Genomic DNA, 17,836 nt, shown 5'->3' with positions numbered 1-17,836 from the left:
CCCTATTCTCAAAAGCGGCCTTTGAAGCGGCGGGGGATCGGCAGCAGGCTGCGGCCGTGGATGCCGAGGTCGATCTTGTAACTGTCTTGCTCGCGGCCCTGCTGACTGTCGATCGTCTTCTGCAGCAGCGCGCTGAGTGGCGGCGTGGCCGTATCAAGATCGGCGCCATCGGCCTTGGGCAGATTGGCGACATCGCGGACCAGGCGCAGCCAGGACTGGTCGGGCTGGCGCTGATGCTGCCCGGCATCCGCATTCGCCCAGGGCATGGCGCGGGTGCGGGCCAGGCGCGCGAGACCGCGCGCCTCGTCGAAATAGCGCAGGTGAAACAGATAGAGCCGATCGAGCGCGAGCGGCGCGTCGACACTGTGGAAACCCGGGACCCAGCGCACCGGCTCGCGAATGAAAACGGGTTTGCAGAGCGCCGAATTGAACCAGGTCCAGCTGCGCTGCTCGCTGATGGGGCGCGCGATGTCGATCGCTGGTTCCTCTGCCGCCAGATGCCAGACCTCCAGCCCGATCGCATGCATCACGGGTCCGCGCATGGCGCGCGCGGCATCCGTCAGATGGCGGTGGTAGCGCGGGTCCGCCACCAGAATTTCGTCCACATCGGTGTAGACCACGCAATCATAACGGGTCAGAAGCTCTGACGCGAAATCTGACACGAGCTTTGATCGCCAGTCATCATCCTGCGGACTGCGAGGCAGCCGGACGATATTGACGGCACCGAGGTTTTCCGTTGTTCCATCATCAGACCCGTGATCGATGACGTAGCAGTTCTCAGCCCCGACCTGCGCGCCATAGTGGCGGCACCACAGACCCATGTAATCGGGCTCGTTATAGACCATCGTCACTGCGGCGAGCTTCACCGGCATTGGTCTCCGTCTGTTGGGGACAGGCGTTCAGGCCAGGTCAGGGAAACTTTGCGACAAGCGGCCGCCCTGGCGCAGCGGGGCGATGCGGCGGGCGAGGCCGGTTGCGTCATCCGTTTCCAGATAGACGCCGCAGATGGTGGCGGGACCATCCGCCGGCTGCAACCGCTCCCCCGGCATCTTGCGCCAGAAGCGCTCGGCGGCACCTGCCTTTGCCATGCCGATGACGCTGTCGTAGGAGCCGCACATGCCGGCATCCGTCATATAGCCGGTGCCCTTCTCCAGGATCTGGTGATCGGCGGTCGGCACATGGGTATGTGTGCCGACGACGAGGGAGAGGCGGCCATCGAAACTATGGGCGAAGGCCTCCTTCTCGCTGGTCGCCTCGCCATGAAAATCGACCACGGCGGCCTGCAGGCTGGCGCCGAGCTTGTGGCGGCTGAGCAATTCCTCGGTCGCGCGGAAGGGGCAGTCGAGCGCCTCCATGAACAGCCGGCCCATGGCATTGACGATCAGCGCGCGGCGGCCATCGGCGAGCGTCAGAATGACGCTGCCGGCGCCGGGGGTGCCGGCGGGAAAGTTGAGCGGCCGGATGACCCGCTTTTCGGTCGCGAAGAAGGGGATGATTTCGCGCCGGTCCCAGGCATGGTTGCCGAGCGTCACGACGTCCGCCCCGGCATCGAACAGCGCGCGCGCCATTTCGGGCGCCAGGCCAAAGCCGTGGGACGCATTCTCGCCATTGACGATGACGAGGTCGAGCTGCAGCCGCGCCCGAAAGTCCGGCAGGGCGGCGGCCACCGCATCACGTCCGCCGCGGCCGACGATGTCACCCAGAAACAGAATACGCATGAAGCCCCTTCTACAGCCCGACCGCAGGCGGCAAAGCAAAGTCCCGAAAGCCGGTCTCGGTCACGATGGCATGGAGCTTCTGGTCGAAGGGGCCGGTCGGCACAAGCGGCATCTCCTGTGCGGCAAAGGCGCAGCCGATGCGGAGCGCGCCGGGGAGGCCTGCCAGACTGCGATCATAGAAGCCGCCGCCATAGCCCAGGCGGTTGCCGTATGGGTCGAAAGCGAGCAGCGGCATCAGCAGAATGGCGGGCTGCACCTCCGGCCCTTCGGGATGGCTGGTGCCGAAACGTCCCTGGACGAGCGCCTGTCCCGGCTGCCAGCGGCGGAAAACGAGCGCCTCACCGCGCCGGCCGGTGACGGGAAGGCCGATGGGGTGACCCATTTCGGCGAGGGTGATGAGCAGCGGCCGAATGTCGATCTCATCGCCCATGGGCCAGAAGCCTGTCACGACGGCGCCGGCCGGCAGAGTGAGATGGGCCAGGAAATGCTGGGTGAGCTGGGCGCCCGCGGCGGGGTCGAGCCCGGCGCGGCGCAAAACGGCTGCTTTCCGCGCCGCCGCCTTGGCGGCAGTCAGCGCGTCATCCTCAGCCGGCGTGAGGGGAATGTGCGGAGCCGCCATGGCCGGTGGCGTGTTCATCCTCCTAGAGCCTGCTTGTGCAGGTGGGCACCAGATACCATGACCACGATCATGACAGCGCCAGTTCCCAAGGAGAATGCTTATCGGCCCCAGGGATGATTTACCTATCGAACCCAGCAGCCCCGCAACTCATACTTAGGCGCGTTCGAGAGCGTCTGCAATCTCTTCCGCCTGGGCGGCCAAGCGCTGCACCCTTGCGTCGAAGTCAGGGTCGATCACGTTTACATAGACGACCTCGGGTTCCGGGGCAGGACGTGCGGCGGCGGCAGAACTAGCGGGGGCTGCGGCCGGGGCCGGCACGGCCGCCATCTGCGCGCGGGCCTGGGCGGTGGCGAGTGCCGCTTCCTTGTCATGCAGGTCGTCGGCGAGGAGCAGGGAGGCGAGCAGCAGCAGGCGCGCCTCACCATGCTGGCCGATGGCCTTGACGCTGTCGATGCGGCGCTGGATCGTTTCCGCCATCGCTTCGAGATGGCTTTCCTGACCATCCTCGCAGCCGACGAGATAGTTGTAGCCGTTAACGCGTAGAGTCACCTGTGCCATGACGGCCTCCGTCCTGCTTGCTGTGGCCTGTCAGCCGGGATCAGGAATGGCGCTCGATGCCGAGGGCATTCCGCAAGCCGCCGATCAGATCGTCGAGCTTCGCGGCAATCTCCTGGCGGGGCGTGTCATCGACCGCGGCAAGGACGGGCGCGCCGTCATGACGATGGCCGTCGAGGGCCAAGGATTGGGCGTCTGCGGACGGGTCAGGGGCAGGAAGGGGACGAGGTTTGCCAACCTGTGCAGCTATTCTGTTCAGTGCTGCTTCCAGCCGGCCGAGCGCCGCGCTGGTGTCCTCGAATTCTGCCATGGGCCTCTAGTCTACCGTGTCTGAACCGTGCTTCGTCGCATCAGCACAGGTCAGGCGAATAACGTCAAGGATTTCGCGCATGCAGGCGGGTGCGCCGGCGGTCACTATTCACAGTCTTGACGAGGGCGACAGGGTGCTCCGCTGCCGACGACCTGTGACAATACTATCGGCGCCGGGAGCGGCCCTTTATGCGGGCGCAGGGTGGTGGCGCGCGGTAGTGGCAGAGCTTCAGGCGCGGCATCCGCAGGCGCCCTTCCTCGAGGTTCTGGACTGTGCCGATGCGCCGGGCCGGGCGGCGGAGGCGCTGCGTGCCGGCCAGCGGCGGATTCTGTTCCGCCCCGAAAGCGCTGCGCTTTTCGCCTCCGTCTCTGCCATGGCCGAGGCCTATGGCGCGGAAATCTGGACCGAGCGGCCGCCGTCACTTGACATGGCCATGCGCGGGGCGGAGCGGCAGCTGGCCGCCTGGCTTGCCGGACCCCGCACGTCGGGGTGACAAGAGAGGGGGTTTTCGCTAACTCCTGGGCCCGCTACGCCAGTGCCGGCTGAGTGCGCGGCCCGGCTGGGCGCGCGCTTCACGATGACTTCACCCCGCGGCGATCCTATCGATCCTCGCCTCACTTCGGGCCGCCCGATCATGTCCGGTGACATTCCCTGCCGCCTTTACCTCATCACGCCGGCGGCGCTTGATCCGATCGCCTTCCGCGATCTGCTGGCCTCGGCGCTGGATGCCGGCGATGTCGGCGCCGTGCAGCTGCGGCTGAAGGAGGCGAGCGACGACGACGTGCGCCGCGCAATCGACCTGCTGCGCCCCGTGGCGCAAAGCCGCGACGTCGCCTTTTTGCTGAATGACCGCCCCGATCTGGCGGTCGCCACCGGCTGCGACGGTGCCCATGTCGGCCAGGATGACACCAAGGCGCGGGACGCACGGCGCATCCTGGGGCCGGATCTGACACTCGGCGTCTCCTGCCATGGCAGCCGGGAGCTGGCCATGGCGGCGGGCGAAGACGGCGCGGATTACGTGGCTTTCGGTGCCTTCTATCCGACCGGGTCGAAGGCCGATGCGCCGGTCGAAGCCGAGATCGACGTGCTGGAATGGTGGCACGAGATCATGGAACTGCCCTCGGTCGCGATTGGCGGCATCACGGCCGCGAATTGCGCGCCGCTGGTGACCGCCGGGGCCGATTTCCTGGCCGTGATCAGTGCCGTCTGGTCGCATCCCGACGGCCCGGCGGCGGGAGTCCGCCAGATGAATGCGGCGATCGCAGCGGCGCCTCCTGCTCAGATATAAACACATCGTTATGGATTGCCGCTCATGGCCCCGCTGACCGCGCTGGCACTGCCCCTTCTGCGCCGCATGGAGGCGGAACGCGCCCACCGGCTGGCGATCCTGGCCATGCGGCTTGGCCTGGCGGCCGAGAACCGCAAGGCCGATCCAGCGCGGCTGATGACGAAGGTCGCGGGCATGAGCTTCACCAATCCGGTGGGGCTGGCGGCCGGCTTCGACAAGGATGCGGTGGCGCTGCGCTCGCTCATGCGCATGGGCTTCGGCTTTGTGGAGGTGGGGACGGTGACGCCCCGGAGGCAGGCGGGCAATCCGCAGCCGCGCCTGTTCCGCCTGACTGAGGATCAGGCGATCATCAATCGCATGGGCTTCAACAATAGCGGCATCGCGCCGTTCGAGCGGCAATTGGCCCGCCATCGCCGCATCGTCCCCGTCGGCGCCAATATCGGCGTCAACAAGGACGGCGCCGACCCCGAACGCGACTATCCTGACCTGCTGCGGCAGGTGGCCCCGATTTGCGATTATGTCGTGGTCAATGTCTCCTCGCCCAATACGCCGGGCCTGCGCGACCTGCAGGGCGAGGACCGGCTGGCCGGCATTCTGGCCGCCATGCGTGCGGCCGTGCCCGATGCCCCGCCGATCTTCGTCAAACTCGCCCCCGATCTGTCGGTGGACGGGCTGGAGGCGGTGATTGAGGTTGCGGTCAATGCTGGCATTGCGGGCCTGATTTTGACCAATACGACCATCGACCGGCCGGACAGCCTGCGCAGCCCGAATGCCGGCGAGACCGGCGGATTGTCCGGCCGGCCGCTATTGGCCCGCTCGACCGCCATGCTGGCCCGCGCCTCGCTCGCCGCGCGCGGAAGGCTGGCGCTGATCGGCGTGGGCGGCGTCGCGTCAGGCGCCGATGCGCTGGCCAAGATCCATGCCGGCGCCGATCTGGTGCAGGTCTATACCGCCTTCATCTACCAGGGGCCGAAGCTGATTGCGCGCATCAAGGCGGATCTGGACGTGGCGGTGAAATCGGCTGGTGTCAGAAGCATCGCCGAGCTGAAGGGGCTGCGCGCGGACGCGCTGGCGAAAGGGATTTGATGATGCGTCACCTGGAACACCTCGCCCCCCTCGCCGGTGATTATGACGGCTTCATTCTGGACCTGTGGGGCGTCATTCATGACGGGCAGAAGCTGCTGCCCCATTCCAAGGCGACGCTGGAGGCGTTGCGGGCACGGGGAAAGCGCATCGTCATGCTGTCCAATGCGCCGCGCCGGGCGGAGCTGGCGGTGAAGGGCCTGACCCGCCTGGGCATTCCGCCCGAGCTGTATGATGGCGTGATGACGAGCGGCGAAAGCGTGTGGCAGGCGCTGCATGATCGCGATGACCCCTGGTTCGCGCGGCTGGGCCGCCGCGTTTTCTTTCTTGGGCCGGCGCGGGATCTGCCGCTGATCGAAGGGCTGGACCTGGAACTGGCACTGACCCCGGCCGAGGCCGATTTCGTGCTCAATGTTGGCGCCGACGAGGCGATTACCGATCGCGCGCTGGAGCCGCATATACCGGCGCTGCAAGACTGCCGGGCGGCCGGGCTACCCATGGTCTGCGCCAATCCCGATCTGGTCATCGTGCGGGACGGCGAGCAGATTCTGTGCGCCGGCGTGCTGGCTGAGGAATATGCCCGCATGGGCGGCGAATTCCGCTGGCGCGGCAAGCCGAGCCCGGAAGTCTATGGCCCGGCGCTGGCGATACTGGGTGTGGCGCCCGGCCGCGTGCTGGCCGTGGGGGATGCGCTGCGCACTGATATTGCAGGCGCAACCGCCGTTGGCCTCGATTCCTGCTGGGTGCTGGACGGCATTCATGATCTGGCGGGGAAGCTGCCCGAGGCCGAGCAGGAAGCGGCGATGGCGGGTCTTGCACCGGTCGCGACCCTTCCTAGCTTCCGGTGGTGATGACATATTCCTTTCGCCTCACCCTTCTCGCCGCGGGGGTGCTGACCCCCATCCTCAGCCATCAGGCGCTGGCGCGCGCACCTGAGCCCCAGCCCCCTTCGGTGGTGTTCGGCGACCTGTACCGCGCCGTTGAACTGGCGCAAATCTTCCCGGATCAGAAAACCTTCGCGGATGCCATTCCGACCGAGGCGCCGGACAAGATCATGGCGGATTATGCGGCGGCGAAAGGAAAGCCCGGCTTCAAACTTTCCGATTTCGTGCATGCCCATTTCCGCGAACCGGTGCTGAAAACCGTCACCTATCAGCGCCGCCCCGGCGAGACCGTGTCCGACTATATCGGCGATCTGTGGACAGTGCTGCGGCGGGAGCCGGATGAGGTGGAATCCTATTCCTCCCTGCTGGCCCTGCCCGCGCCCTATATCGTGCCGGGCGGACGGTTCAGTGAAATCTATTACTGGGACACCTACTTCACCATGCTGGGGCTGGAGCAGGACGGGCAGGACAGACTGGCGCAGGACATGGTGCGCAATATCGCGTCCCTGATTACCCGCTACGGCCATATGCCCAACGGCAACCGGACCTATTATCTCGGCCGGTCGCAGCCGCCTTTCTTCTCGGCCATGGTCGATCTGCTGGCGCAGAAGGATGGCAACAGCGTCTACACAACCTATCTGCCCGCCATGCGCGCCGAATATGACTACTGGATGCAGGGCGCGGACAGTCTGAAGCCCGGCCAGGCGCAGGGTCATGCCGTGAAACTGGCCGATGGCACCGTGCTCAACCGCTTCTGGTCGGCCGCCGACACGCCGCGCGACGAGAGTTTTCGCGAAGATATCGAGACCGCCAAGACGTCCAAGGAACCGCGGGCAATATTGTATCGCAATCTGCGCGCGGGCGCGGAATCGGGCTGGGATTACAGCTCGCGCTGGTTCGCGGATGGCAAGACAATCGGCACCATCGATACGACCGACCTTCTGCCGGTCGATCTGAATGCCGAGCTGTTCCATCTCGAAAGCGATCTCGCCTATGCCTATCAGCTGGCGGGCAATACGGCGGAAGCAAAACTGTTTGCGGCGCGTGCGGCCCGGCGCGCGGCCGCCATTCAGACCCTGCTGTGGGATGCGAAGGCAGGCGACTTCTCAGACTATAACTGGCGCCGCCATCAGCTGACGCATGTGCTGTCGGCCGCGACCGTGGTGCCCCTGTTCTTCCATGTCGCGACGGACGCGGAAGGCAGGAGTGTGGCCAAAGTGGTGGAAGCGAAGCTGCTGGCGCCGGGCGGCATTCTGACCACGACCGACGCCACCGGTCAGCAATGGGATGCGCCGAACGGCTGGGCGCCGCTGCAATGGATGGCGGTGCAGGGTTTCCGGCGTTACGGCGATCCTGATCTCGCCAGGACCATCGCTGAGCGCTGGGAGAGCCGCGTCAACCAGGGTTTCGCCCGCGACGGCGTTCTGGTGGAGAAATACAACGTCGCCGCACCTGACGGCAGCAATGCGGGCGGCCATGGTGGCGAATACGCGCTGCAGGTGGGCTTCGGCTGGACCAACGGCGTGCAGGCGGCGCTGATGGCGGAATATCCGCTGGGCGAGACGAAGGCCGGGACGGGGAAGTAGCGGCGAGGGGGATGGGGAAGCGATCCTGAAATTGACTGATGTTGTCAAACAGAACGCCGATGCGCAGTGTTTATCGTGTCGGTATAATGGCAACCTGATGCGTTTGATACTGAAATGGCCGAACAGTATCGTGTCTCGACAACGCCATAGCAAAGAGAAACTTTTCTGGCTGTTTCATACCCTCTTGATACCGCTTCTAATTAACTCCAACTGTCCGACAGCATAGCGTTCGACAACAGCAACTGTCTCCTTACAGGCCAGCACCAGATCATCCGGTGGCGGTGTTTCCTCGTAATAGGTGCCGTGACATAGCGAGTTGATAAGAATACTTTTCAGAATCATGTTCTCTTCGCCTGCAAGGTGTTTCAAGAAGTCGGTCAGGCTGTCGGATTTATCCGGTCTGCAGAATCGGCCGACCGCTTCCAACACGGCGCGCACAGAATTGCCCGTCCGGTGACTCGGGTCTTTACCGTTCGCTACGTCATGAACATCGATCAGCTGCTCCTGGAAGGGAGCAATGTAATTGTTGAGCCTTACGAGACTATGCTTCGTTCCATCAGTATATAGCGCGAAGGCTGCGCTCTTCTCGACAACTCGATTTGTCAGGCAGATATTAAAGAAATAGCTGCTGTGGGTCAGCAGCAGCAATTCCGGCCTCCAGAAGTTTCTGCCATCGATCTTGCTTGGATTAACTGAAATTTCGCCTTGTTTGGACAGGCTCAAATGTTTAAGGACTTGCGCTATTGAAAATACAAAATCATACGACATCGACGTGACGGGATCATCAAAGACAAGAAACAGTTTCTTATAATCGCTCTGAGTTCGGATCTTCTTATGGATACAAGCTATGAAGTAGCAGAATCCAATCGCCGTTTTTTCACCGTCACTTAGGGTCCGATGCGGCCCGCGGGACATCTCTCGCCCTCCTCGCTTCAGTACGAAGGCCACCTTGTCAAAAATATATTTTTCAGCGAAAAATTCTTTTATTAAAATTTCGAAGGTCTCGGCAACGCGATTCCTTGCGTGTGTCGTAGGGTTCGATTTTTCAAGCTCTTTGGCTTCGCTCCGCCTCGCGGTAACTTCAGCCTGAAGCGCTCGAAGATTTTCGATGTCAGGCCAGTTTGTAATTGCGAACTCGCGTTCGAAAGCCGCGCACGCCTTACGCTGTGACGTCTTGCGCTCTTCATCGGCCTTCTCGATTGAACTAGTAAGCTCAGTAGATTTCCGGTTGTTTTGATCGACAATACTATTTAATGCATCAATGCGAGCTGCTAGCTCACTGGAAGGAAGCATATGCTTTGATGCAAGAGAAGCAGCCTTCTGCTCGATGACCGCTTTCAGTGCTTTTATCGCCTCACGAACGTTTTCCAGCTCACCTGCGCCATCGCTCACTTCTGTTTTCTTCTTCGATGGCACGTGCCGCTTCAATTCGTCGTAGCGAGATCTTTGCCGTGCGAGCGTAGTCTCTGTTTGGTCCAGTATTATCTCCTTTTGTCTGAGCTTCTTGAAAAAATCTCTTAACGATGATTTGTGCTTTTCTTCTTCATCGTCGAAATACTCGATGTAGAGATCTATTATGGCTTTCGGGCTATTGTCTGTAATCCCTTGTTCGCAGAATGGGCACTCGGTCAGATGATCGTCGCGTACGATCTTTACGCCTTCTTTATAGAAGCCGTGATGAGCGTCGATTTTCTTTTTGATTTCTGCTGAGACACTCGACGGGGAAGTTACTCGTTCAAGGAGCGCAGTTAGAGTTTGAAGATCAATGTCATCAATCGTAACAGACTCAACACTTCCTGGGTAAACAGGTTCCGCAGGAATCGCTCTCAGACTGTCCAGGTCCCTGATAATATCGGCAAGGTTCTGGCTTAGCGCTTCGGGACTGTCATAATAGTTCTCGAGAATTTTTTTGAGCGAGAGTGCTTTGTAATCCCTCAGCTGCTTGTTGATACTCGCTTTATCGTGTAACTCAGTCGTCTTTGCTGTATCAAATTTTATTTCGATTGTGGTGTAATTTTCATCTGCTTGTTTGCTTGCTTCCTCTATTGCTTTGTAAGCATCGCTAAGCATAATATTTTCTCTATCGAGAGCGATCTCGTTCTCGATCTGTCCGTTTAGTTCGTACTTGCGCTCCCGAAGCTCTTCCTGGACAAAGTCTTCTGAAAAAACGTGAAATATTGTGCTGCCGATCGTTGCGTTAACTTGATGATTCGCTTTTTGCAAGTCGAGCGAACCCATGATCGCTGTTCCGCGGGAGAAAGTGAATGAGCCTGCATCATTGCCGGACTCATCCGACACCAGACTGAAGGCAGCGTCCGAAATATCATACTGTTGGGCATATAGATCGAGATAGCGAAATGCACGGCACAGAAATGATTTGCCGGTGCCGTTTCTAGCAAACACTACGTTTTGATCGTGCTTTGTGAGTTCGCCCTCCAGATGAAATACGGGGCCCAGGTGTCGTGCTGAAAGCGTGAAGTTGGCCTTGGGAGAGGCATTCATTCTAAGTGATCCAGATCAAAGCGCTGCAGCAGCGATAATTCTCGTGATTATGCGCTTCTATGGCAGTGCAAATCACCTATTGAACTATATGAGGCAGGCTATCGTCCCGCAATAGCATGGAGTGGAGAAAACCCTGGCGGACATGGCTGCGTAAGCGAACGGGATTTCATGGGCTACCGACTTACTCTGAGTCGTTCTCGAGCTGTTGCTCAGGTTGCAACAAACGATTGTTTACTGAGGCAGATCGAAAGCGAGCACATGTCGCAGTTGGGCGCAAACCTCTTACACACAGCGGCGCAGAATGTTAGGTCCTGAGGTTGCTTTCTCAGCCGGCCTATGCCTCGGGTGGCTCCAAAGCCGCCTTGCCCTCCCCCCAACCCTCACGCATAAAACCCAGGGCGCTCGGGCTGGTCGACCGCGACGCGGGTGCCGCTGCGCCAGGCGGCGAGTGCGGCCTCCGTCACCAGCATGGTCCGATACCCGTCCCAGGCGCTGGCGCCCTCATTTGGCCGGTCAGTGAGGATGGAGATCACCCAGCGCTCAAACTGAATGCGATAGGCATCGGCGAAACGGGCGCGCCAATCACCCGGCACGACGATGCCGTCCCGCGCCGCCTGGCGGCGCGATGTGGGCGGCCCCGGCCGCAAGGACACCGTGCCGTCCTCGCAGACAAGCTCGGCCCGCACGTCATAGCCGTAGCGCGCATCGGTATAGACTTCGATATCGACAACGGCGCCCGAGGCGCTTTGCAGCACGATGAATTGCGGCTGCCGCCCCGGCGCGTGACGCGGCTCAGGCGGGCTGATCACCGTTGCCGAGACAATCTCCTCCCCCAGCACGAAGCGGGCGGCATCGAATTCATGGCCCGCGGAATTCGCGATGATGAGGTCCGAGGTGAGATAGCTGACCGAGCTTTCATTGCGATGCTGGCAGTGCATAAACAGTGCCGCACCGAGTGTCCCGGAGGTCAGTGTCTGCCGCATCTCGGCATAGCCCGGATCGAAGCGGCGCATATAGCCGACCTGCACCAGCCGGCGCCCGGCCGCTATTTCGGCACGGAGCAGGGCCTCACCCTCTGCCCGTTCGGCGGCCAGCGGCTTTTCGATCAGCACCGGCTTGCCGGCGGCAATCGCTTTCAGGCCAAGCGCTGCATGGGTGCCGTCCGGCGCGCAGACCAGAACCGCATCGACCTCGGGGTGACCGATCAAGGCATCAGCTTCGGCGACTGCGATGACATCGAGTTCGCGGGCGAGGCTGGCTGCCCGCGCGCCGTCAAAATCCTGCAGCGCCGTAAGCCTGGCGCCGGGGATGCCGCCCGCCAGTTTGCGCGCATGATCCGTGCCCATGACACCGGTGCCGATGACACCTATTCTGACCTCTCGCATCGGGGTCACGCCGAAAGGGTCATGGCGGCATCCGGCACCGGCATGGCACCCGCAACGGCACCCCAGACGGACTGGTCGTAATTGATGACAGCACCCGTCATCAGCCCTGCATCATCGGAGACCATGAAATTGACCGCCCGCGCCGCCTCGGCTGGGTCGATCAGACGGCCGAAGGGCATGTCGGCTGCGACACTCTGCAGCCAATCGGCGTCGCCACGCGCGGCGGCCTGCAGCGCAATCTCATGATCTGAGGCCATCCAGCCGAGATTGAGCTGATTGACGCGGATGCGGTTCTTCATCACCGCGAAGGCGGTATTGGCCGTGAGCGTGGCAAGCCCGCCCTTGGACGCGCAATAGGCGCTGATGAAGGGCTGGCCGGACAGCGCCGAGATGGAGCCGATATTGCAGATGGCCCCGGCAATGCCCTGGCGGATCATCTGGCGGATGGCGCTTTGCATGAGGAAAAAGGGGCCGCGCAGATTGGTCGCCATCATGCGGTCGAACAGTTCGGGAGAGGTATCCAGGATCGTGCCGCGATCGGTCAGCGCGCCGGCATTGACCAGCACATGCAGGGCGCCAAATTTCCTTTCCGTCTCCTCCACCGCGCCGCGGCAATCCTCGACGGACGCGAGATTCGCGCGCAGGAAGTGGGTGGGGCAGCCGGTTTCAGCCGCGATGCGCTGGGCCACGGCCTCACCCTTGTCGGCCGAGCGGCCGGTAATGACGAGGCCGGCGGCCCCGGCCGCGGCCAGGCGCTGGGCGATGGCTGCCCCCAATCCCTGCGTCGCTCCGGCGACGAGGCAGATCTTGCCGTCCATTTTGTTCATATCTTGGTCTTCGGGCGTTGCGCGGCGCCCGTTTATCCGGGCGCGTCTTGGTTTCCTGGGGCTTCGAGCATAGGCGGCCGTGGCGCGCGAGAAAGCTCAGAAATCCATCAAAAATCCATCAGAAACGGTGCAGGGGCCGCAGTGGTCTTGCGCGGTGAAACCGCCTAGAACCTCGCGCGTCTTTTGACCTTCGTCTTTCAAGCTGGAATGGCCGAGCCTGCATGATGCCTCTCCTTGCCGGCCCGCGGCGCCTGGCCCAGAAAATCCCCGTGGCGCTGTGGCTGGTGACGGCCGTCTGCTCGGCGCAGCTGGCCTCCTCGCTTTCCGTGCCGGTCATCCACCGCATCGGCAGCCCGGCGGCGACCTCGCTGCGTCTCATCTTCGGCGCGGTCTTTTTCCTCTCGGTTGCCCGACCGAAACTTTGGGCGATGGGCCGTGCGCGGTTGGGGGCTGCCGTCGTGCTGGGCCTCATCACCTGCGGCATGTCCTTCTTCTTTTTCGCGGCCGTGGGCCGGATTCCTATCGGCATGACGGTGTCGATCGAATTTCTGGGGCCGCTTGCGGTCGCACTCGCGGGCTCGCGCCGGCTGCTGGATCTGGTCTGGGTCGTCATGGCCGGGCTGGGCGTCTGGCTGCTGACGATGCAGGATCATGGCAGCGCCGATACCATCGGCCTGCTGTTTGCCGGGGCTTCGGCCGCCTGCTGGGGCGGTTATATTCTGATGACGCGGCGCGTCGGTAAGGTCTTCTCCGGCCTGCAGGGTTTGGCGCTGTCCATGGGCGTGGCCGCGCTCGCCGGCCTGCCCATCGGCGTCATCCCGCATTTTCAGGCGCTGAGTGTGACGGCGGTGGTGATCATGGGTCTCATCTCGCTGCTGTCGCCGATCCTCACCTTCGGGCTGGAAATGGCGTCGCTGCGGCGCATGGAGCCGCGGCATTTCGGCATCCTCATGAGTCTGGAGCCGGTGATGGCCGCGGTGATGGGGTTTCTCGTTCTCGGTCAGCGCTTGAGCATCGCCCAGCTGGCCGGCATGGCTTGCGTGACGCTGGCCAGTATCGGCACCATCGCGGCCCGTGCGAAAGAGGCGCCGCCCATCGCAGAAGGAGAGGCATGATGCCCGTAACCGGCCTGGACCCCTATGACCCGCAGAATATCTTCGCGAAGATCCTGCGCGGGGAGATTCCCAATAAGACGGTTTTTGAGGACGAGCATGTGCTCGCCTTCCATGACATCGCGCCCCAGGCACCGGTGCATGTGCTGGTGATCCCGAAGGGCGCTTACGTCTCAGCGCGGGATTTCGCGGCGCGTGCGTCAGACGCCGAGATGGCGGGCTTCTGGCGCGCGGTCGGGCGCGTGGCGGCCGAGCTGGGGTTGGAGCAGGCGGGCTACCGCCTGCTCACCAATCACGGCGTCAATGCCGGACAGGAAGTGCCGCATTTCCATGTCCATCTGTTCGGCGGCGGTCCGCTCGGCCGCATGATCCAGGCGGCCTGAACGGCAGGAGTGGGAGCGCCCTACGGCGCTTCCCAGGTCCCTTTATCGCCGGCCCGGAAGACGGCCTCGATCACCCGCATATTGGCGATCGCGTCTTCCAGCGGGAATTCGAGCGGGGTTCCGTCCAGAATGGCGCGGGAAACGGCGTCACCCTGCAGCGTGTATTGATCGGCAGGCCCGAAGGACTCGGTGACCGCCTCGACGCCGCCCAGCGCGCGGCCCTGATCGATCAGAATCTGCACCGGCTCATCGGGTGGCGCGTTGAAGGGGATCAGCACTTCGATCCGCGCCTTGGTGCCCAGCACCGTGACGCGCTGATGCGGCACCAGCTGGGTGGAGCAGGTGAAGGTGAGGTGGCCTTCGGGGAAGTGCAGCAGGGCGCTGGTCAGCCGGTCTGTGCCCATCGCGGGGTCGCGCTCGATGAGGGCGGCGACGCGCGTCGGTTCCGACCCCCAGATATAGCGGGCGGTGGCGATGGCGTAGCAGCCGATATCCATCAGGCCGCCGCCGCCGATGTCCGGCATGTTGCGGATATTGGTGGGGTCATCCAGGTAATAGCTGAAGGCGGTTTGGATGGCGGAGACGCGGCCCAGCCGGCCGTCCTGTACCAGCGCCAGCACGCGCTGCCACCAGGGCGCATAGCGGACCATGAAGGCTTCCGCGACGACCAGGCCCGTGCGGTCACGCGCGGCCAGCAGCGTCTCCGCTTCCCGCGTATCGAGGGCGATCGGCTTTTCACACAGAACATGCTTGCCGGCTTCAAGGGCCTTGATGCTCCAGGGCACATGCAGGTGATTGGGCAGCGGATTGTAGATCGCGTCGATCTCAGGGTCCGCGAGCAGCGCTTCGTAGCTGCCATAGGCGCGGGGGATGCCCAGCGCCGCCGCGGTCTGCTGCGCTGACGCCTGATCGCGCGACGCGATGCCGAGCACGCGGCTGACCTCACCCTTCTGCATCGCGGGGATGACTTTCTCCCGGCCGATCTTCGCCGTGCTCAGGATTCCCCAATTGACTGTCCGTGCCATCTTTCTCTCCCCGTGGCTGACCAGAGTGTGTCCGCCGGACTATCGGCCGAGAGGGCCGGGAAGGCCAGGGCTGGGATGGCCTGTAAGTACGATTTTATTTAGTGTATTACTGGTCAACCGCTCAAAAGCGCATTTATAATTCCTATTAAAGCACTCGACATTCGTGTTTACTTGAATATACGCTAGGTTCTGGCGTAATTGTGCTGGTCCTTGGGAGACGTGCTTCATGGCTGCACCCGGCGAATTCGAGATTGAGACCCATCCCGGCCTTGGCCGCCGCATGGCAGTGGCTGCTGGAATCGCCGTTGCTCTGCTGGTCGCCGGTCTCATCGCCTCGGCCTGCGCCCGTGCGGCCGAGCCGCTGTCGATCGCCGTGACCCCCGGTCCGCTCTCCGATATCGTCAGCCACGCCGCCACACTGTCGGAGCAGCAGGGCCGACCGGTGAAGGTCGTGGTCTTTTCCGACTGGGTCACGCCCAATGTCGCGGTCAATGAAGGCTCGGTCGAGGCTAATTTCTACGAGCACAAGCCTTTCCTGGCGGTCGCCATCAAGCAGCGTGGCTTCAATCTGGTGGCCGTCGCCCCCGGCGTGGTGACGCCGATCGGCCTGTTCTCCCATAAGGTGACCAGCATCGCGGCCGTACCCGATGGCGGGCGTGCGGCGGTCGCGAATGACCCTGTCAACCGTGCGCGCGGCTTGCAGCTTTTTGCCAAGGCCGGGCTCATCACCCTCAAGCCCGGTGTCGGCGATGCAGCGACCGTCCATGACATCATCGCCAATCCGAAGCACCTGCGCTTCATCGAGCTGCCGGCGCCGCAGCTGGTCCGCGCGCTGGACGATGTCGATATCGCCCAGGTGAGCTATACCTTTCTGATCGCCTCGCATGGCGACCCGAAGACCGCGCTGATCACCGATGGCGCCGGCAATGATCATTACGCCCTGCAATTCGTGACCCGCCCGCAGGACGCGCAGGACCCGAAGCTCCTCGCCTTCATCAAGGTTTTTCAATCGGATGAAGAGCGCGCCTATATCGCCCGCAAATATGGCGATGCCTTTCTGCCCGCCTGGTAAGCGGTGGCGTGATGGATCAATGGGTGACCTATAGCCCAGCCAATGGGACTCAAAAGAGGCCGGCTGAACCCTTCCTGAAGGTCTCGGGCCTGTCCCGCCGCTTCGGCCAGACCCCGGCGATTGACGATATCTCCTTCACGCTCGGCCGGGGCGAGGTGCTGGGCATCATCGGCCGCTCCGGCGCTGGCAAATCCACGCTCATTCGCTGCCTCAACGGCCTGGAAAAGCCGGATGCCGGCTCGGTCGAAATCGACGGGCGCGACATCACACCGCTGCCTGAGACCGCGCTCCAGGTCGAGCGCCGCCGCATCGGCATGATTTTCCAGCATTTCAATCTGCTGTCCTCGCGTACCGTGCTGGATAACGTGGCGCTGCCTTTGAAACTTGCGGGCCTGTCGAAGCGCGAGCGGCGGGGCCGAGCGGCGGCCTTGCTAGAGCGTGTGGGCTTGGCCGGGAAAGAGAAGGAATACCCGGCGCAGCTGTCCGGCGGCCAAAAGCAGCGCGTCGGCATTGCCCGCGCGCTCGCCTCCGACCCTGTGCTGCTGCTGTGCGACGAGGCGACCTCGGCGCTGGACCCTGAGACGACGGTATCGATTCTGGCACTGCTGCGCGATATCAACCGCGAATTCGGCCTCACCATCGTCATCATCACGCATGAGATGAATGTCGCGCGCCGTATCGCGGACCATGTTCTGGTTCTCGCGAAAGGCCGTGTCGTGGAACAGGGACCGGTGCGCCAGGTGCTGACCCATCCGCAGGCCGAGGAAACCCGCCTGCTGCTGCATGCGGCCTCGCTCGGCTTTGAAGACGGGGAAGGGATATGATCGCCGATCTGCCGATTTCGGGCGACGATCTGTGGACGGCGCTGTGGCAGACGGTGGAGATGGTCGCGGTGTCGGGCCTGATCGGCTTTGTCGCGGGCCTGCCTCTGGCGCTGCTGCTGGTGGCGACTGCCCCCAATGGCATCTGGCCGCTTCGCACCGTGAACCGCGTGCTGGGATTGCTGGTCAATGGCGTGCGGTCGGTGCCCTTCATCATTCTGCTGGTGGCGCTTATTCCGCTGACCCGCCTTATCACCGGCAGTTCCATCGGCACGGAAGCGGCGATCGTGCCGCTGGCGATTGGTGCAACGCCCTATTTCGCGCGGATCGCCGAAGTCTCCCTGCGTGAGGTCGACCCTGGTTTGGTCGAGGCGGTGCGCGCCATGGGCGGCAGCCGCTTCGCCGTGATGTGGGAAGTGCTGATCCCCGAGGCCTTGCCCGGCCTCATCGCCGGCTTCGTGGTGACGCTCGTCACCCTGATCGGTTCCTCGGCCATGGCGGGAGCGGTCGGCGCCGGGGGCTTGGGCGATCTTGGCATCCGCTTCGGCTATGACGAGTTCAGCACCCCGGTGATCGTCATCGTGGTCGCGATTTTGATTGTGCTTGTCTGCGGTGTGCAGTTCCTGGGAGACAGGCTCGCCGCACGCTTCGACCATCGCTGACGAT

The 17,836-nt window shown here is 62.9% G+C and carries 19 protein-coding genes and 1 other RNA gene; 10 read left to right on the top strand and 10 right to left on the bottom strand.

Translation table 11 applies throughout. From position 1 onward, the window contains the following. Positions 1–8: 8 nt before the first annotated feature. The 6 genes from AC3G7M_RS02650 to AC3G7M_RS02625 form a co-directional block, all read right to left on the bottom strand. Complete coding sequence (locus AC3G7M_RS02650; RefSeq protein ID WP_489214170.1) at positions 9–872, bottom strand: glycosyltransferase family 2 protein; 864 nt, start codon at positions 870–872, stop codon at positions 9–11. Between the two features lie 27 nt (positions 873–899). Continuing rightward, on the bottom strand, positions 900–1,718 hold the full coding sequence (locus AC3G7M_RS02645) for a TIGR00282 family metallophosphoesterase (RefSeq protein WP_489214169.1): 819 nt from the start codon (positions 1,716–1,718) through the stop codon (positions 900–902). Positions 1,719–1,728: 10 nt separating this feature from the next. Beyond that, the gene (locus tag AC3G7M_RS02640) at positions 1,729–2,337 is read right to left on the bottom strand and encodes a 5-formyltetrahydrofolate cyclo-ligase (RefSeq protein WP_489214168.1); all 609 of its coding nucleotides are present in this window, start codon (positions 2,335–2,337) and stop codon (positions 1,729–1,731) included. Further along, positions 2,324–2,481: non-coding RNA, 6S RNA (gene ssrS / locus AC3G7M_RS02635), on the bottom strand. Before ssrS ends, AC3G7M_RS02640 begins: the two co-directional genes overlap by 14 nt. 9 nt (positions 2,482–2,490) lie before the next feature. Next, positions 2,491–2,895: a cell division protein ZapA gene (zapA, locus tag AC3G7M_RS02630; protein WP_489214167.1), complete on the bottom strand. Its 405-nt coding sequence runs from the start codon at positions 2,893–2,895 to the stop codon at positions 2,491–2,493. Positions 2,896–2,935: 40 nt separating this feature from the next. Then, complete coding sequence (locus tag AC3G7M_RS02625; RefSeq protein ID WP_489214166.1) at positions 2,936–3,202, bottom strand: hypothetical protein; 267 nt, start codon at positions 3,200–3,202, stop codon at positions 2,936–2,938. A 217-nt stretch (positions 3,203–3,419) separates the two neighbouring features. On the opposite strand from AC3G7M_RS02625, the gene AC3G7M_RS02620 reads away from it, so the two are divergent. From AC3G7M_RS02620 to treF, 5 genes are all read left to right on the top strand, one after another. Then, a complete protein-coding gene (locus tag AC3G7M_RS02620) occupies positions 3,420–3,695 on the top strand; it encodes a hypothetical protein (protein WP_489214165.1) in 276 nt (91 codons plus the stop codon). A 141-nt stretch (positions 3,696–3,836) separates the two neighbouring features. Continuing rightward, positions 3,837–4,490, top strand: coding sequence for a thiamine phosphate synthase (gene thiE / locus AC3G7M_RS02615; RefSeq protein WP_489214164.1), 654 nt, complete (start codon positions 3,837–3,839; stop codon positions 4,488–4,490). Between the two features lie 24 nt (positions 4,491–4,514). After that, the gene (locus AC3G7M_RS02610) at positions 4,515–5,576 is read left to right on the top strand and encodes a quinone-dependent dihydroorotate dehydrogenase (RefSeq protein ID WP_489214163.1); all 1,062 of its coding nucleotides are present in this window, start codon (positions 4,515–4,517) and stop codon (positions 5,574–5,576) included. Further along, positions 5,576–6,424, top strand: a complete 849-nt coding sequence (locus AC3G7M_RS02605) for a TIGR01459 family HAD-type hydrolase (RefSeq protein ID WP_489214162.1) — start codon at positions 5,576–5,578, stop codon at positions 6,422–6,424. The genes AC3G7M_RS02610 and AC3G7M_RS02605 overlap by 1 nt, the downstream gene beginning before the upstream one ends. Continuing rightward, positions 6,424–8,043: an alpha,alpha-trehalase TreF gene (treF, locus tag AC3G7M_RS02600; RefSeq protein ID WP_489214161.1), complete on the top strand. Its 1,620-nt coding sequence runs from the start codon at positions 6,424–6,426 to the stop codon at positions 8,041–8,043. The genes AC3G7M_RS02605 and treF overlap by 1 nt, the downstream gene beginning before the upstream one ends. A 174-nt stretch (positions 8,044–8,217) precedes the next feature. On the opposite strand, the gene AC3G7M_RS02595 is transcribed toward treF, so the two are convergent. From AC3G7M_RS02595 to AC3G7M_RS02585, 3 genes are all read right to left on the bottom strand, one after another. Next, entirely contained in the window at positions 8,218–10,545 is a 2,328-nt protein-coding gene (locus AC3G7M_RS02595; protein WP_489214160.1) for an AAA family ATPase, read from the bottom strand. 380 nt (positions 10,546–10,925) lie between these two features. After that, on the bottom strand, positions 10,926–11,930 hold the full coding sequence (locus AC3G7M_RS02590; protein WP_489215930.1) for a Gfo/Idh/MocA family oxidoreductase: 1,005 nt from the start codon (positions 11,928–11,930) through the stop codon (positions 10,926–10,928). Between the two features lie 5 nt (positions 11,931–11,935). After that, positions 11,936–12,757, bottom strand: coding sequence for an SDR family oxidoreductase (locus AC3G7M_RS02585; RefSeq protein WP_489214159.1), 822 nt, complete (start codon positions 12,755–12,757; stop codon positions 11,936–11,938). 221 nt (positions 12,758–12,978) lie between these two features. Between AC3G7M_RS02585 and AC3G7M_RS02580 the strand changes: the two genes are divergently transcribed. Together AC3G7M_RS02580 and AC3G7M_RS02575 are read left to right on the top strand one after the other, a co-directional pair. Continuing rightward, positions 12,979–13,872, top strand: coding sequence for an EamA family transporter (locus tag AC3G7M_RS02580; RefSeq protein ID WP_489214158.1), 894 nt, complete (start codon positions 12,979–12,981; stop codon positions 13,870–13,872). Next, positions 13,872–14,252, top strand: a complete 381-nt coding sequence (locus tag AC3G7M_RS02575) for a histidine triad nucleotide-binding protein (protein WP_489215928.1) — start codon at positions 13,872–13,874, stop codon at positions 14,250–14,252. The genes AC3G7M_RS02580 and AC3G7M_RS02575 overlap by 1 nt, the downstream gene beginning before the upstream one ends. Before the next feature lie 20 nt (positions 14,253–14,272). Here the strand turns inward: AC3G7M_RS02575 and AC3G7M_RS02570 are convergent, their stop codons facing one another. Then, positions 14,273–15,277: a Gfo/Idh/MocA family protein gene (locus AC3G7M_RS02570; RefSeq protein ID WP_489214157.1), complete on the bottom strand. Its 1,005-nt coding sequence runs from the start codon at positions 15,275–15,277 to the stop codon at positions 14,273–14,275. Positions 15,278–15,503: 226 nt separating this feature from the next. On the opposite strand from AC3G7M_RS02570, the gene AC3G7M_RS02565 reads away from it, so the two are divergent. From AC3G7M_RS02565 to AC3G7M_RS02555, 3 genes are read left to right on the top strand one after another with little or no spacing between them, the layout of a single operon-like run. Continuing rightward, positions 15,504–16,349 (top strand): MetQ/NlpA family ABC transporter substrate-binding protein, encoded by an 846-nt coding sequence (locus AC3G7M_RS02565; RefSeq protein ID WP_489214156.1) that lies wholly within the window; start codon positions 15,504–15,506, stop codon positions 16,347–16,349. 23 nt (positions 16,350–16,372) lie between these two features. Beyond that, on the top strand, positions 16,373–17,173 hold the full coding sequence (locus AC3G7M_RS02560) for a methionine ABC transporter ATP-binding protein (RefSeq protein WP_489214155.1): 801 nt from the start codon (positions 16,373–16,375) through the stop codon (positions 17,171–17,173). Continuing rightward, entirely contained in the window at positions 17,170–17,832 is a 663-nt protein-coding gene (locus AC3G7M_RS02555; protein WP_489214154.1) for a methionine ABC transporter permease, read from the top strand. Before AC3G7M_RS02560 ends, AC3G7M_RS02555 begins: the two co-directional genes overlap by 4 nt. The last annotated feature ends 4 nt before the right edge of the window (positions 17,833–17,836 follow it).

The organism is Acidisoma sibiricum, assembly GCF_057837225.1.
This window is presented reverse-complemented; position numbering and strand designations above follow the sequence as displayed.